The organism is Sphingobium sp. FG58 (assembly GCF_057809055.1).
In genome coordinates this window covers 1-14,905 of the sequence record NZ_JBMDJF010000002.1, presented here as the reverse complement: position 1 = coordinate 14,905, position 14,905 = coordinate 1, and the positions used below count along the sequence as shown (strand labels likewise).

Sequence of the window (14,905 nt, the reverse complement as noted above, 5' to 3'; positions counted from 1 at the left end):
CCGCGCTCATGGACTGGTCCCCCGGCTGCGGCGGGTCGCCAGCCAGCGTTCGGCGATGAGCAGCGCCGCGATCAGCATGGCCAGCCACGGGCGCATATCCTGCGGCGGCTGGTCATAGGCGCGGCCACCAGTGAGCGGGGCATAATCAGCGGCATCAACCCGCGTTGGCGCTGGCTGAGGGGGCGTCAGCACAGCCCGCAGATGCGCTGGAAAGTCCGCCTCCAGCAGGGCTGGCATCATCGCCGGGGTCAATGGGCGGGTGAAACGCAACAGCCGCCCTCGACCCAACGGTAACGCCTCGACCAGCGGCTCGCCGAGGGGATCACGCCAGAGCGGGACGCGCGGCTTGTCCGCAGGGACCGAAGCGACCAGCGCTGTGCCACCCTGCGCGATCCACTGGGTCAGACCGTCCGGCATCGAGCCGCCGCCCAGCCAGATGAGGAGGTGGCGCTGGTCCGGGAGTGGCGCATTGAGCGAGCCAATGTCGATCGCCGCCGCACGTCCAGCGGGTTGCCACGACAGCGCAGCGGCGCGCAGATAGCGGACGCCGCCACGATGCTGGTCATCGTGCCGGATCGACAGCAACGGCATGGCGACAGGCTGGCTGCGCGGTGCGGATATGGCACCGGACACGATGCGCCAACTTAACTTGCGCGAGAGTCGCAGCCGGTCGGCGTCGGCACCTTCGATCACTTGCGGCGTGATGATGGTCAGCGGAACCCCTGCGGGCATTTCAGCGTCGAGTTGACGGATCAGGCTGGCAACCGGCAGCGTCCCGGTCGGCGATGGCTGGTCGATCGGCGGAAAGCCGGGTGCGAGCCATATGGTTCGGATGTCGCCAGTCGGCGCGCGCGCCGGATCGACACCGGGAACCACGCCCACGACCGGCGTGCGGTCGCCCGCCCCGAACAGCACCGGATGCGCCAGCCACAACGCCACCAGCGCCAACAACATAAGGCGCAGCAACAGCAACACCCATTCGTCGAACCGCAGTCGGGATCGGGGCTTGGGCTTCTGCCGCAGCCAGCGCAAGGCGGCGAAATCGGTCGGCACCTGTTCGCTGCGCCGGGCGATATGAATGACCAGCGGGATGACGAGCGCCAGCAGCGCCGCCAGTGCGCCGGGCAGCAACAGGGCTGGCGTCATGAATATTCCGCCGCTTCATGCGCACCGAACAGGCGGCGCAGGGGCAGGTCGATCGGCTGGTCCAGCACATGCGTGGCGTAACGGATGCCCATAGCATCGAGCCGGTCGTGGAGCGCGTCCCGCGCCGCGCCGAAACGGGCCAGAAATTCGCCGCGCAACGCCGCCCCGTCCGCCAGCAACTCCTCGCCCGTTTCAGGATCGTGGAAACGATAGCCGCCATCGAACGGAAAATCGCGCTCCGCGACCGTCAGCATTTCGATAACCAGCGTTTCGCGCCCCGCTGCGGCCAGTTTTTCTGCTAGCTCGACCGCGCCGGGATCGAAACAGTCGCTGAGTAGGATGACGAGATCGCGCGCGCCGATCCGCTCCCACAGCGGGCCAAGCTGGTCCTCCCGCGCAAAGCCGCCTACCGCGTCCACCGCGATCAGGTCCAGCAACAGCCGGTCCCGCTGCCGTGCGCCGCTGGCAGGCGGCAGCAGCGCCAGCCCCTGATCGCTCAGCGCCATCCAGCCAAAACGGTCGCCCTGCCGCATCGCCAGATCGGCGATGCAGGCGGCCAGCGCTTTTGCCGCGTCGAATCGGCTATAGTCGGGGCGGGCCGCATCGGCCTGCGTCATGGACGCGCTGGCGTCCATCAATATCCATACCGCGACCGGGCTTTCCCGCTCGGCTTCGCGCACGAAAAATTTGTCCGACCGGGCGTAAAGCTTCCAGTCGATCTGACGCAGCTCGTCGCCGCGCTCATAGGCGCGATATTGCGCGAATTCGAGACCCGCACCCCGGCTGTGACTCTGGTGCAGGCCAATGCCATGCGACCCCACCGCCCGGCGCGTGACGAGGCGCAGGCTTTTCAGCCTGCTGCGCACGTCCGGGGGAATGAGATCGACCACCCGCAAGCTCAGCTGAGCGGCACGGCACGGAGCAGGGCGGCCACGACGTCGTCGGCGCTGCGTCCTTCCGCCTCCGCCGCGAAGGACAGGAGTAGACGGTGGCGCATCACCGGCGCGGCCAGCGCGACGATATCCTCGCGCGTCGCGGCAAGCCGTCCATGCAGCAGCGCGCGCGCCTTGGCCGCCAATATCAGCGACTGGCCGGCGCGCGGCCCTGCGCCCCATTTCACATATTTGCGGATATCGTCCGGCGCGCCTTCGCCGGGGCGGCTGGCGCGGACCATGCGGGTCACCCAGCGCAGCAGATCGTCGCTGAAATGCACCTGCCGCACCCAGGCCTGCAATGCCAGCACTTCCTCGCCATGCATGACGGCAGGGACGGCGTTTGCCTTCGCTCCGGTGGTTTGGGACAGGATATCCATCTCTTCCTGTTCGGTCGGATAATCGACGCGGATGTGGAGCAGGAAGCGGTCGAGCTGCGCTTCGGGCAGCGGATAGGTGCCGGCCTGCTCCAGCGGATTCTGCGTCGCCAGCACGAAGAAGGGGGCGGGCAGTTGATGCGTCACCCCCGCATAGCTGACCGTTTTTTCCTGCATCGCCTCCAGCAGTGCCGCCTGCGTCTTGGGCGGGGTGCGGTTGAGTTCGTCGGCCAGCAGCAGGTTGGTGAACACCGGCCCTTTCTGGAAACGGAAGCTGCGATGGCCGGTGCCATGGTCCTCCTCCAGCAATTCGGTGCCCAAAATGTCGCTGGGCATCAGGTCGGGCGTGAACTGGACGCGGCGAAACTCCAGCTTGAGCGCTTCACCCAGCGAGCGCACCAGCAAGGTCTTGCCCAGCCCCGGCACCCCCTCCAGCAGGCAATGCCCACCCGCCAGCAGGCCGATCAGCAATTGTTCGACAACCTCGCCTTGCCCCACGATCGCCTGCCCGATCGCGGCGCGCAATTGCGTCAGGCGGGCAAGCTGGTCCTGAATATCGGCTTCGGTGATGCTGTTCATAGACGGTCCCTTACTGGGCAATTTCATGCATCCCGTTCACCCTGAGCCTGTCGAAGGGGCGTCCTTCTTGAAGGGAAGAACAAGGCTTCGACAGGCTCAGCCCGAACGGGGTTTGATTGGAGGCGTAAAAATTATCGATCACACCGACAGCGCATACATCACGATATTGACCCCGAATTTCGTATTATCCTCGGCCAGGAACCGTTTGTTGCGCCAGTCATAGTCCCATTCGCAGCCATAATCCTTGTTGCTGTACAGCACGCCCAGCCGCCCTTCGATCTCGATCCCTTTCAGATAGTCATGGACCAGATCATCGCCCCAGCCATTCAATTCCAGGCCGGTATTGGGCGGCCCGTCAAATTTGAAGAAGGACCGGTAGAGCGGGTGGGCATTGGGCAGTTGCTTCAGCGCCCTGGCCCCGAAAATCTTGCCCATCTGCGCCTCGAACGATCGGGCGAACAGGCCGTCAATGTCGTGGTTGCAATCATCGACCAGCACGAAGCCGCCATTGCGGACATAGCGTTCGAAATTGCGCCGTTCGGCGGCTGAAAACTCGACCAGCTTGTGTCCGGCCAGATAGCAGAAGGGCGCGGTCAGCATTTTGGGGTCCGAGAGGGCAATGACATGCTCCTTCGGGTCCACCCGCAACGTCGTATAGTCGATCAGCGACGTGATCAGGTTGGACGGCATCCGCTGGTCGACATCCCAGTCGCCCGAATCATAGCGGAGCCGTGTGAACCAGAAATCATAGCCCCCGGCGGCGGCGAGCGGCCGGGCCAGCATTGCGCTGGCCAGACCGCCCGCCATCAGCGTCATGAACGCCCTGCGTCTCAGGATTTGAGAGTCATGCAACGGGAGTTGATCCGTCAGGAAAATCCTCCCCCGGCGGGGGAGGTGGCAGCACGTAGTGCTGACGGAGGGGTGTCATGCTCTCGATAGGGCGACACCCCTCCGTCTGGCCTACGGCCAGCCACCTCCCCTTACAGGGGAGGATCATATCCGTTGATATCACACCGCGTCCGACAGTGACGTGAAGGTGAAGTCGCGCAGCTTCATTGGCGGCACGACCATGGGCGCATCCGCTTCGTCGCCCTTCACCCGGACGGGTTTGCCCAGTTCCTCGACATTGTTGAGCATGATGACGGGGGATTCGTTGAAACGGAAATTCTTGATCGGATATTTGATCTGGCCGTTTTCGATATAGAAAGTGCCATCACGGGTCAGGCCGGTCAGCAGCACTGTCTGCGGATCGACCATGCGGATATACCAGGTGCGTGACACCAATATGCCGCGCTCGGTCGTGCGCACCAGATCGGCGGTGGATTTGGTGCCGCCGGTCATGATCAGATTACCGGGCTGCGCCATGGCGGGCTTGCCCTGCTTTTGCGACCAGTAACGGGAATATTCCATGTTCACGAGCTTGCCATTTTCGACGATAGGCATTTTCCCGCGCGGCAGGCCTTCTTCGTCCCACGGGTAAACCGCAGCGCCCGGATAGGCCGGGTCGGCGAAGAAATTGACCTGCGGCCCGAACACCTGTTCGCCCAGCTTGTTGCCGCCGCCCTTTTTCGACAGGAAGCTGCGGCCTTCGTCAGCCGATCGCGCGTCGAAATAGAAGAACATGAACTGGATGAGGCCAGCCGCCGCCGCCGGTTCCAGGATGACGGTATATTTGCCCGGTTCCAGAGCCTTGGCATCCGCCGACGCGCTCGCCTTGCGCATGGCGACGCGGATATCCTCGCCTGCGTTGAAGGTCGCGACGTCCTGCACATTATGCCCGACCCAGCCGGACCCGCGCCCGTCCTCGGTACGGACGGTGCAGGTATAATCGGCGCTGGTGCCGGTCTGGTAACCGTAATTGCCCTTGCTGTTCATGAAGGCGACGAACCCGGCCTGATCCTCCAGATAGCCTGCCGCGATCAGCTTTTCGGCGCGGCAGGGCGCGATCGAATCGATCGCTACCTTGGCGCGATAGTCAGCGGTGATCCCGGCGGTAGCGGCGCTATATGTGGGCGTCGGCTTGTAGGTCTGCTTCTCGACAGCGGGCATGAATTCCGGGTTTTCCGGGGCCAGTTTCGCCAGCTCCTCCGCCCGCCGCACCACGCGTTCCAGCGCGGCGTCGTCAAACTGGTTGATGGTCGCGATGCCGACCCGCTTGCCATAGGCGACCTGCACCGACAGTTCGATATTGTCGGTGATGCCTGCGGTCGACACGTCGTTGCGGGCGAAGCGTACATTGCCACGGATCGAACCGGTCAGCTGCGCGGTACATTCGTCCGCCTTGGAAAAGCCCACGACCTTGGTCAGGATCGCCTTGGCCTGTGCTTCGGAAAGGATGCTCATATTTTCTCTCCCTGACCGATCAACCGAGCGAACGGGCGGTGTTGATGACGTTGATGCCGTTGAAGCGCGCGGTGCTGGAGCCGTGCGACACGGCCGAAACCTGCGCAGGCTGGCCCTTGCCGTCGAAGAAGGAGCCGCCCAGGCGATAATCGCTGGCGTCGCACACCCCCGCACAGGCGTTCCAGAATTCCGGCGTGCGGATCTGGTAGGCCACATCCTCGATCTGCTGGGTGATCTTGCCCTGCTTGATCTCGTAGAAAAGCTGCCCGCCAAATTGCGCGTTGTAGCGCTGCTGGTCGATCGAGAAGCTGCCGTCGCCGATGATGTAAATGCCATCCTCGACATTGGCGATCATGTCGGCCACGCTTTGCTTGGCCTTGCCGGGTTCAAGGCTGACGTTGGCCATGCGCTGGAACTGGACGTTGGACCAGCTGTCGGCATAGCAGCAACCGTCGCTCTCGCTCTTGCCCTCGATATGCGCCTGATCGCGGATCGCCTGATAGCCGACCAGCTTGCCGTTGCGGATCAAATCCCACTTCTTGGTCTTGACCCCCTCATCATCGAAGGCGACCGCGCCCAGGCTGCCGGGCTGCGTCTTGTCGGCGACGATATTCACCTTGTCGCTGCCATATTGGAAATTGGCCTTCAGCTTGTCCATCGTGGCAAAGCTGGTGCCGGCATAATTGGCTTCATAGCCCAGCACCCGGTCGAGTTCGAGCGGATGGCCGACCGATTCGTGGATGGTCAGCCAGGTATGCGATGGGTCCAGCACCAGATCATATTTGCCCGGCTTGACCGAGGGTGCCTTGATCTTGGCGCGCGCCTGTTTGGCGGCGGCGATCGCATCTTCCTTCATATCATAGCTGTTGCCATAGACGGTGACACCGTTGGGCAGCACGGTCTTGCCGGACGCCGCGCCATCCAGATATTCAAAGCCCAGACCCATCGGCGCGGACAGGCCTTCGCGCACGCGGAACTTGCCGGTCGCCTTGTCGACGGCGGTGACCTCCATCGGCGCCCAGATGCGGTGGACGTCCTGGTCGATATAGCTGCCGTCGGTGCTGGCAAAATATTTCTGCTCGTTGACCAGGAACAGGATCGAGCGGATGAAGTCCGCGCCTGCATCCATGGCGGCGGCATTGACGCCCATCAGCAGGTCGACCTTGTCCTTGATCGGTACGGTCATGCTGTTCTTGACGATCGGCGTGCGCCAGCTGACTTCGCCAGCACCCTTGACCGGGGCGAGCTGCACCGGCGCGGACTGGGTCGGGGCGTTGGCCTTGGCAATGGCGACGGCCTGGGCCGCGGCCTTGGCCACGGCTTCCTTGGTCATCTCGTTCGTCGCGGCAAAGCCCCAGGCTCCGCCTGCGATCACGCGGATGCCCACGCCGGTCGATTCGGTGTTGACGATATTTTCCACATTGCGTTCGCGGGTGATGACGAACTGGCGCAGGTAGCGGCCGACGCGCACGTCGCAATAGGTTGCGCCCGCGCTCTTGGCTGCGTTCATCGCTGCGTCGGCCAAGGCCTTCTTGACCGCGACGTCGATGACGCTGCTCAGTTCCTCTGCGGCGATGACCTTGCCGAACATTGACGGCAGGATCAGGCCGCCCACGCCCATGGTGCCAAAGGCCAGAAAATCTCTTCTGTGCAAGGTTCGTCTCCACCTGCAAATGCCCGCGCGACGCGGGTCGGATTGTGCTTGGGATGCGGCCGGTCGGCCGTACCGATGGGCGGGATCATCGCGACAGGGCGGGGCCGGGTCAAACATCTTTTACGACTGCGCAACTTGGGGCCGCGCGCTTTCGACATATGACATCTGTCGAAAGTCGCTGGCCAGCGCGGAACAGGCCGGACGTTGCGTGGACGCAACAAAATCCGGCGCGGATGGCCGTTCCCCGTGAAGGGGTGGATCAGTTCATGATGTTGTGAAGAAAGTTGGTCGGGGAAAGAGGATTCGAACCTCCGGCCCCTGCCTCCCGAAGACAGTGCTCTACCAGGCTGAGCTATTCCCCGACCGATGCCGAAGCCGCTTTGAGGCGACCCCGTAAGGCAGGCCGCAGCCTATAGAGACGGCTTTTCGGACTGGCAAGCGGCCAGAGCGGCTTTTTTTGCACCTCACAAAAGCCCGGCAGCGCGGAAGCTGAATCGGCTTTCCCCGGCCTCTATCATATGATCGGCCAGCCGCATGTCGAGCGGGCGAAGCCGCCGGGCAAGGGCGCGGGTCAGGGTGATGTCGTCCGGGCGGGGCAGGGCGGGGGTGTCGTCGGGTCGCTGCTGGTGGATGGCCAGCCATCGCCCCTCCAGCGCCAGCAACTGGCCGATGACGGTACGCCAGTCCTGCGCCAATGGCACGCGGTCGCGCGGACGCCAGGTGCGATCGAGGATGAGCAGGTCCAGTCCAGCCATGGGGGAAATGTGACCCAGCCCGGTTCCGCCTCGCCAGCGCAAGCCGCGCCATTATGGTGAAAGGCACCCGCAATCTGGTCCAGAACGAAGGGGAGATTGGCGGGCGGGACTGGCTGGGCTACAGCGGTGGCAATCCACAGCCTTTCAGTTCAGGATGCCCGCCCTTGCGCGACACGACGCCCCATTATGAGCAGCAATATCTCGACCTGATGCGCCACATCTGGCGGCATGGTGACGAGCGGATCGACCGCACCGGTGTCGGCACCCGGTCGATCCTGGGCGCGACGATGCGTTTTTCGCTGGCCGATGATGCAGTCCCGCTGCTGACCACCAAGCGGGTCTATTGGAAGGTCGCGGCGCGGGAGATGCTGTGGTTCCTGTCGGGCGACACCAATATCCGCGAACTGGTCCGGCAGGGTGTGCATATCTGGACCGACTGGCCGCTCGACGCCTATCGCCGCGCGACCGGCGAGGCGATCGACCGCGATGCGTTCGAGGCGCGAATCATCGAGGATGAAGGGTTCGCGCTGAAATGGGGCAATCTGGGTCCGGTCTATGGCGCGCAGTGGGTCAACTGGCCGCGTTATGAAGCGGCGGGCGATGGCCTCTACCGGCGGGCCGAGAAGGGGCATAACCAGATTGCCGATCTGGTTGCGGCGATCCGGGCGACGCCGGGGTCGCGGCGGTTGCTGTTCACGGGCTGGAATGTCGCGGAAGTCGCCAATATGGCGCTGCCGCCCTGCCATATGACCTATCAGTTTCAGGTATCGAACGGGAAGCTGAACGGCCTGCTGTTCCAGCGCAGTTGCGACCTGGGGCTGGGCTTTGCCTTCAACATATTCGGCCTGTCGATGATCACCCGGATGCTGGCGCAACAATGCGATCTGGAGCCGGGCGAAGTGGTATGGCAGGGGGGCGACGTGCATCTTTATCTGAACCATGCCGCACTGGTGGAGGCGCAGATGGAGAGAATTCCGTCGGGTGCGCCAAAGCTGCGGATCAATCGGCGGCCTTCGGACATTTTCAGCTACGCCATCGAGGATTTCGAGGTGATCGACTACGCGCCGCAGGCCCATATTTCCGCGCCGGTCGCTGTCTAACCCGACAGTGAGCCGGACATAGCAAAAAGGAAAAATAGGTAAGGAAGGCTTGCCTTTTGCGGTGACGTAATATAATGTTAGCAGCAAGTAACATTATTGCGATGCAGCATAGGAGGCAGGATGACCGATCCGCACGATTCGGCGCGATTGCAGGGTGAGGCCGGGCGTAATCTGCCCCCGCTTCGCCTGCACGTCCCTGAGCCGCCCGCCCGCCCCGGCGAGAGCGCGGACTTCACCCATTTCGACATTCCCGCTGCCGACGCAGCGCTGCGCCCTGACGAGACGGCGCAGCCTGCGACGATGCGCGACCTGGCCTATGGGCTGGTGCGCGTGCTGGACGAGAATGGCGCGGCGGTGGGGCAATGGAACCCCAATCTGCCGCCCGAAACGCTGCTGCGGATGCTGCGCACCATGGCGCTGACGCGCGCGTTTGACGGGCGTATGTTCCGGGCGCAGCGGCAGGGCAAGACGAGCTTCTACATGAAGTCGACCGGCGAAGAGGCGGTGTCGATCGGTGCGGCGCTGGCGCTGCATCGCGATGATATGTGCTTCCCCAGCTATCGCCAGCAGGGCATCCTGATCGCTCGCGACTGGCCGATCATCGACATGATGAACCAGATTTATTCCAACAAGGGCGACCGGCTGAAGGGCCGCCAGCTGCCGATCATGTATTCGGCGCGTGAGGCGGGCTTCTTCTCCATCTCCGGCAATCTGACGACGCAATATCCGCAGGCAGTCGGCTGGGCGATGGCGAGCGCGGCGCGCGGTGATACGCGGATCGCGGCGACCTGGTGCGGCGAGGGATCGACGGCGGAGGGCGACTTCCACAGCGCCTGCACCTTCGCCAGCGTCTATCGCGCGCCGGTCATCATGAACGTTGTCAACAACCAGTGGGCGATCAGCAGCTTTTCGGGGTTCGCGGGGGCCGAAGCGACCACCTTTGCCGCGCGCGCCGTGGGCTATGGCATTGCGGGGCTGCGGGTGGATGGCAATGACGTGTTGGCGGTCTATGCCGCGACCCGCTGGGCCGCGGACCGGGCGCGGGCCAATGCCGGGCCGACGCTGATCGAGCATTTCACCTATCGCGTCGAAGGCCACAGCACGTCGGACGACCCGACCGCCTATCGTTCTGCCGAGGAAAGCAGCCTGTGGCCGCTGGGCGACCCGATCGCGCGGCTGAAACAGCATTGCATCACACTGGGCATCTGGGACGAGGATCGCCACGCCGCGATGGACAAGGAACTGGCCGAGATGGTTCGTGACGCCGCGCGTGAGGCGGAGAAGAACGGCATCTTGGGCCACGGCCTGCACCACCCGATGGAAAGCATGTTCGAGGATGTGTTCGAGGAAATGCCCTGGCACCTGAAGGAACAGCAGCAACAGATGCTGGACGAATGGAAGGCGGCGGGGCTGTGAGGGCGCGTCATCATCTCCTCTCCCCGCCGGGGAGAGGATACCGTAGCTTGGCGGCTCGCCGCCTAGCGAAGGTTGGAGAGGGGGCTATGCCCGCTCTTTACTCGACCGCTGTTCCCCCTCTCCCAGCTTCGACTACGCAGCAAGCTGCCAAGTCTGCGCATCCCTCTCCCCGCAGGGGCGAGGGAAGGATGGTGCTATGACTGACACGACACAGATGAACATGATCCAGGCGATCAACAGCGCCATGGACGTGATGATGGAGCGCGACCCGACGGTCGTGGTGATGGGCGAGGATGTGGGCTTTTTTGGCGGGGTGTTCCGCGCCACTGCCGGGCTGCAACAGAAATATGGCAAGAACCGCGTGTTCGATACGCCGATCACTGAGTGCGGGATCATCGGCGTGGCCGTCGGCATGGGCGCCTATGGGTTGCGGCCGGTGCCGGAAATTCAGTTTGCCGACTATATTTATCCCGCGCTCGACCAGCTGGTGTCGGAAGCCGCACGCTTGCGCTACCGCTCGGCGGGCGAGTTTATCGCGCCGATGACGGTGCGGTCGCCCTTTGGCGGCGGCATTTTCGGCGGCCAGACGCATTCGCAGTCGCCGGAAGGCATCTTCACCCATTGTTCGGGGATCAAGACGGTGATCCCGTCCACCCCCTATGATGCCAAGGGGCTGCTGATCGCGGCGATCGAGGATAATGATCCGACCATCTTCTTTGAACCCAAGCGCATCTATAACGGCCCGTTCGACGGCGAATATGACACGCCCGCGACCAGTTGGGCCGGCCATGCCGACGCGCAGGTGCCAACCGGCTATTATCGCATCCCGCTTGGCAAGGCGCGGATCGCGCGGGCGGGCGGAGCGCTGACGATCCTCTGCTATGGCACGATGGTCCATGTGGTCGAACATACGGTCGCGATGCTGGGTCTGGACGCGGAGATTGTCGACCTGCGGAGTCTGGTGCCGCTCGACATCGAAACGATCGAGGCGTCCGTCAAAAAGACCGGACGCTGCCTGATCGTGCATGAAGCGACCCGCACCAGCGGCTTTGGCGCGGAATTGCTCGCCCAGGTGCAGGAACGCTGCTTCCATCACCTCGAAGCACCGATCGAGCGGGTGACCGGCTTCGACACGCCTTATCCGCATAGTCTGGAATGGGCCTATTTCCCCGGTCCCGTCCGTATCCGCGAAGCCATCAACAAGATCATGAAGGATTGAGCGCCATGGCTCTGTTCACATTCAAGCTGCCGGATATCGGCGAAGGCATTGCGCAGGCTGAAATCGTCGGCTGGCACGTCAAGGTCGGTGACCGGGTCGAAGAGGACCAGCCGATCGCCGACATGATGACCGACAAGGCGACCGTCGAGATGGAAAGCCCGGTCGCAGGCATAGTCGTGCGACTGGCGGGCGAAGAAGGCGATCAGGTCTCGATCGGCGCAATGCTGGTGGAGATTGAGGTCGAGGGCGAAGAAGTCGCCGCGCCGATGCCGCGGGTCGAGGTGATTGAGGTGGAAGTTCCATTCCTCCCCGAAACGGGGAGGGGGACCGCGAGCGAAGCGAGTGGTGGAGGGGGCGAGCGTCTGGACGCGCCCTTGGAAGAGTTGGCGAACCCATCGAATGTCGTGCGGGAGGCCAACCCCCTCCACCACCCTTCGGGCGGTCCCCCTCCCCGTGCCGGGGAGGAAAAGATCCTCGCCTCCCCCGCCGTCCGCGCCCGCGCAAAGGACCTGGGCATAGACCTGGCGCAGGTGAAGTCCGCGGGCGACCATATCCGCCATGCCGATCTCGACGCTTATCTGCTCTATGGGCAGGGACAGGGCTATCGCGCGGCGGGGGCGTCCGCGCGCCGTCCCGACGAGCAGGTCAAGGTGATCGGGATGCGCCGCCGCATTGCGGAGAATATGGCCGCGTCCAAGCGGCACATCCCGCACTTCACCTATGTCGAGGAAATCGACGTCACCGCGCTGGAAACCCTGCGTGAACAGCTCAACGCCAGCCGCGGCGACAAGCCAAAGCTGACCATGTTGCCGCTGCTGATCGTCGCCATCTGCAAGACTTTGCCCGATTTCCCGATGCTCAACGCTCGCTATGATGATGAGGCGGGCGTGGTGACACGCCATGGATCGGTACATCTGGGGCTGGCGACGCAGACCGATGCGGGACTGATGGTGCCGGTGATCCGCGACGCACAGGACCGCAATGTCTGGCAGCTGGCGACCGAAATCCGCCGCCTGGCCGACGCTGCGCGGTCAGGCAAGGCGAAGTCGGAGGAGCTGTCCGGCTCCACCCTGACGCTGACGTCATTGGGTCCGCTGGGGGGCATCGCCACGACCCCGGTCATCAACCGACCGGAAGTCGCGATCATCGGTCCCAACCGGGTGATCGAGCGGCCGGTGTTCCGGGGCAAGGAGATTGTCGCGGCGAAGCTGATGAACCTGTCGATCAGCTGCGACCACCGCGTTGTCGATGGCTGGGACGCGGCGAGCTATGTGCAGGCGATCCGCAAGTTGCTGGAAAACCCGGCGCTGCTGTTCGTCGATTAAAAAATCAGCGCATCGTTGCCCGATAGCTGAGCCGTCCGGCATGACCGGGCGGCACCGCTTGCGGCAGCGACCAGCGGACATGGGTGACATCGGCGGCCACGGCGCGGCGGGTGCCGCCCAGTGGCGTGGGCAGCCATAGCTGCTCCATCCGGCCCCAATGCGCGCCACCATCGACGGACACCTGCATGGTGGGATCGGTCGGGTCTATCTGCGCGCCACGCGGCAGCGGGCGAACCACGGCCTGATCGCGCAGCGGCGCGCTGCCGTCATTGCGCCAATGGACGATGACGATCAGCTGGTCGCCAGGCGCAACCCGGTCTGCGCTGGCCAATATCCGGCGGGATCGACCGTTGACGTCGGTCGTCACCCGCTCGACGAACATCTGCGTATCGAGCCGGACGCCCGGTTGCGCCCATGCTGCCTGCGGCACCACAAGGCCCGTCAGCGCGATCATCCATGACAATGTGGCTGCCTTCATGCCCATTCCCGTTCTGCGTTCCCATGTTCGTCCCTAGAACGGCTGGGCCAATATTTGGTTAAGCCGCTGTTTTCCTGCGCCCGGACATGGCCCGGCACCGCTTTGCAAATTGACGCCCGGTGGCAGCGGGCGCACATCGGACGGGTCCTTCGACCGGAGAATCAATCCACCGTGAAACTGCCCGAACAGCAGGAAATCAACCGCAGGCGCGACCGGCTGCTGGCGTCGATCGCGCTGACGGCGGGGATCGGGCTGATGCTGGCGCTGCCCTTTGCCTTGCGCGCGGGGGCGGAGTTTTTCCTGCCGTTGACCGCCGCGCTGGTGATTGCGATCGCGCTGGTGCCGCTGCTCGAATGGATGGAGCGGCACCGGCTGCCGTCGGGGCTGGCCGCGCTGCTGGCGGTGATCGGCTTTCTGGTTGTGGCGAACACCGCGCTGGTGCTGATCATCGTGCCAGCGACCGACTGGTTCCGCATCCTGCCGCAGCGACTGCCGCAGATTCAGGCGAACCTGGCCCCGCTCATCGACTTTTATTCCAACCTCCAGCGCTTCGTCGATGAAACGGTGCAGATGCTGGCGACCGGGCCGGTGGCGGCAGCGCAGACCGCCACGGTCGATACGCCGCGATCGCTGCTCCAATTTGCCGCCATGTCCGCGCCGGCGGCGATCATCCAGATGGTGTTCGCTCTGCTCATCATCTACTTCTTCCTGGCGGGCTGGACCCGGCTGCGGCGGCGCACGATCAACAGTCGCGACAGTTTCGACGGCGCGCTGGCGGTGGCGCGGGTGATCCAGAATGTGGTCGACGCGACATCGGCCTATGTCATCACCATTGCCGTCATCAACCTGTGCCTGGGGCTGGCGGTCGCGCTGGCACTGTGGCTGATAGGGATGCCATCGCCTTTGATGTGGGGCGGTATCGTCGCGCTGCTGAATTTCATCCCCTATTTCGGGCCGATGCTGGCGGCGGTGCTGCTGGCGCTGGGCGGGTTGATGGTGTTTGACGATGTGTGGGTGGCGCTGATGCCTGCCGCGCTCCAGGTTGGCTTTCATCTGGTCGAGGCCAATGTGATCACCCCCACGGTGCTGGGGCGGCGGCTGACGATGAACCCGCTGCTGATTCTCGTGTCGCTCACCTTCTGGGGCTGGGTGTGGGGGACGCCGGGCGCGCTGCTGGGCGTGCCGCTGCTGATCATCATCCAGACCGTCGTTTCGGCCGCTGGCACGCCCGATATCGCCGGTTTCCTGTTCGAGCAGGGGACGCTGACGGTCGCGCCGCGCAAAGAAAGTGACGAGAATGCGAAAACAGCCGATGCGGACGGTTGACAGTCCCGGCGGACGCACATAGACGGCGCTTCCACACCGAACGCGGGTGTAGCTCAGTTGGTTAGAGTGCCGGCCTGTCACGCCGGAGGTCGCGGGTTCGAGCCCCGTCACTCGCGCCACTTTCCTTGACCGGAAGGTGGGAATAAGGTGGATCAGACAGCATCGTCTGGGGACTAAAATCCCGAACGGATGTCACCCTGCGCGGGTGTAGCTCAGTTGGTTAGAGTGCCGGCCTGTCACGCCGGAGGTCGCGGG

Annotated in this window: 13 protein-coding genes and 2 tRNA genes; 6 read left to right on the top strand and 9 right to left on the bottom strand. The window is 64.0% G+C overall.

Annotated elements, in window-relative coordinates; genetic code table 11:
• Positions 1-6 precede the first annotated feature (6 nt).
• The 8 genes from ACODR8_RS02710 to ACODR8_RS02675 form a co-directional block, all read right to left on the bottom strand.
• Positions 7-1,146: a BatA domain-containing protein gene (locus ACODR8_RS02710; RefSeq protein ID WP_489005853.1), complete on the bottom strand. Its 1,140-nt coding sequence runs from the start codon at positions 1,144-1,146 to the stop codon at positions 7-9.
• Positions 1,143-2,036, bottom strand: coding sequence for a DUF58 domain-containing protein (locus ACODR8_RS02705; protein WP_489005852.1), 894 nt, complete (start codon positions 2,034-2,036; stop codon positions 1,143-1,145). The genes ACODR8_RS02710 and ACODR8_RS02705 overlap by 4 nt, the downstream gene beginning before the upstream one ends.
• Positions 2,037-2,044: 8 nt before the next feature.
• Positions 2,045-3,034, bottom strand: coding sequence for an AAA family ATPase (locus ACODR8_RS02700; protein WP_489005851.1), 990 nt, complete (start codon positions 3,032-3,034; stop codon positions 2,045-2,047).
• A 138-nt stretch (positions 3,035-3,172) separates the two neighbouring features.
• A complete protein-coding gene (locus tag ACODR8_RS02695) occupies positions 3,173-3,841 on the bottom strand; it encodes a DUF4159 domain-containing protein (protein WP_489006166.1) in 669 nt (222 codons plus the stop codon).
• Positions 3,842-4,042: 201 nt separating this feature from the next.
• Complete coding sequence (locus ACODR8_RS02690) at positions 4,043-5,377, bottom strand: TldD/PmbA family protein (RefSeq protein WP_489005850.1); 1,335 nt, start codon at positions 5,375-5,377, stop codon at positions 4,043-4,045.
• 19 nt (positions 5,378-5,396) lie between these two features.
• Entirely contained in the window at positions 5,397-7,031 is a 1,635-nt protein-coding gene (locus ACODR8_RS02685; RefSeq protein WP_489005849.1) for a TldD/PmbA family protein, read from the bottom strand.
• Positions 7,032-7,316: 285 nt separating this feature from the next.
• Positions 7,317-7,393: transfer RNA gene (locus ACODR8_RS02680), tRNA-Pro, on the bottom strand.
• Between the two features lie 102 nt (positions 7,394-7,495).
• On the bottom strand, positions 7,496-7,786 hold the full coding sequence (locus tag ACODR8_RS02675; RefSeq protein WP_489005848.1) for a JAB domain-containing protein: 291 nt from the start codon (positions 7,784-7,786) through the stop codon (positions 7,496-7,498).
• 164 nt (positions 7,787-7,950) lie between these two features.
• Between ACODR8_RS02675 and thyA the strand changes: the two genes are divergently transcribed.
• The 4 genes from thyA to ACODR8_RS02655 all read left to right on the top strand — a co-directional run bounded on the left by thyA (position 7,951) and on the right by ACODR8_RS02655 (position 12,846).
• Positions 7,951-8,886: a thymidylate synthase gene (thyA, locus tag ACODR8_RS02670; RefSeq protein ID WP_489006165.1), complete on the top strand. Its 936-nt coding sequence runs from the start codon at positions 7,951-7,953 to the stop codon at positions 8,884-8,886.
• Between the two features lie 120 nt (positions 8,887-9,006).
• Complete coding sequence (locus ACODR8_RS02665; protein ID WP_489005847.1) at positions 9,007-10,302, top strand: 3-methyl-2-oxobutanoate dehydrogenase (2-methylpropanoyl-transferring) subunit alpha; 1,296 nt, start codon at positions 9,007-9,009, stop codon at positions 10,300-10,302.
• Positions 10,303-10,516: 214 nt separating this feature from the next.
• Positions 10,517-11,521: an alpha-ketoacid dehydrogenase subunit beta gene (locus tag ACODR8_RS02660; protein ID WP_119747468.1), complete on the top strand. Its 1,005-nt coding sequence runs from the start codon at positions 10,517-10,519 to the stop codon at positions 11,519-11,521.
• Positions 11,522-11,526: 5 nt separating this feature from the next.
• On the top strand, positions 11,527-12,846 hold the full coding sequence (locus ACODR8_RS02655; RefSeq protein WP_489005846.1) for a dihydrolipoamide acetyltransferase family protein: 1,320 nt from the start codon (positions 11,527-11,529) through the stop codon (positions 12,844-12,846).
• 4 nt (positions 12,847-12,850) lie between these two features.
• On the opposite strand, the gene ACODR8_RS02650 is transcribed toward ACODR8_RS02655, so the two are convergent.
• Entirely contained in the window at positions 12,851-13,324 is a 474-nt protein-coding gene (locus ACODR8_RS02650; protein WP_489005845.1) for a hypothetical protein, read from the bottom strand.
• Positions 13,325-13,495: 171 nt separating this feature from the next.
• Between ACODR8_RS02650 and ACODR8_RS02645 the strand changes: the two genes are divergently transcribed.
• A complete protein-coding gene (locus tag ACODR8_RS02645; protein ID WP_489005844.1) occupies positions 13,496-14,650 on the top strand; it encodes an AI-2E family transporter in 1,155 nt (384 codons plus the stop codon).
• Between the two features lie 42 nt (positions 14,651-14,692).
• Positions 14,693-14,769: transfer RNA gene (locus tag ACODR8_RS02640), tRNA-Asp, on the top strand.
• Positions 14,770-14,905: the final 136 nt, after the last annotated feature.

Excerpts from the sequence above, each read along its gene's own strand:
- ACODR8_RS02710 (WP_489005853.1), bottom strand. The coding sequence starts at position 1,146 with ATGACGCCAGCCCTGTTGCTGCCCGGCGCACTGGCGGCGCTGCTGGCG.
- ACODR8_RS02700 (WP_489005851.1), bottom strand. The coding sequence starts at position 3,034 with ATGAACAGCATCACCGAAGCCGATATTCAGGACCAGCTTGCCCGCCTG.
- ACODR8_RS02695 (WP_489006166.1), bottom strand. The coding sequence starts at position 3,841 with ATGGCGGGCGGTCTGGCCAGCGCAATGCTGGCCCGGCCGCTCGCCGCC.
- ACODR8_RS02690 (WP_489005850.1), bottom strand. The coding sequence starts at position 5,377 with ATGAGCATCCTTTCCGAAGCACAGGCCAAGGCGATCCTGACCAAGGTC.
- ACODR8_RS02675 (WP_489005848.1), bottom strand. The coding sequence starts at position 7,786 with ATGGCTGGACTGGACCTGCTCATCCTCGATCGCACCTGGCGTCCGCGC.
- ACODR8_RS02665 (WP_489005847.1), top strand. The coding sequence starts at position 9,007 with ATGACCGATCCGCACGATTCGGCGCGATTGCAGGGTGAGGCCGGGCGT.
- ACODR8_RS02660 (WP_119747468.1), top strand. The coding sequence starts at position 10,517 with ATGAACATGATCCAGGCGATCAACAGCGCCATGGACGTGATGATGGAG.
- ACODR8_RS02655 (WP_489005846.1), top strand. The coding sequence starts at position 11,527 with ATGGCTCTGTTCACATTCAAGCTGCCGGATATCGGCGAAGGCATTGCG.
- ACODR8_RS02650 (WP_489005845.1), bottom strand. The coding sequence starts at position 13,324 with ATGAAGGCAGCCACATTGTCATGGATGATCGCGCTGACGGGCCTTGTG.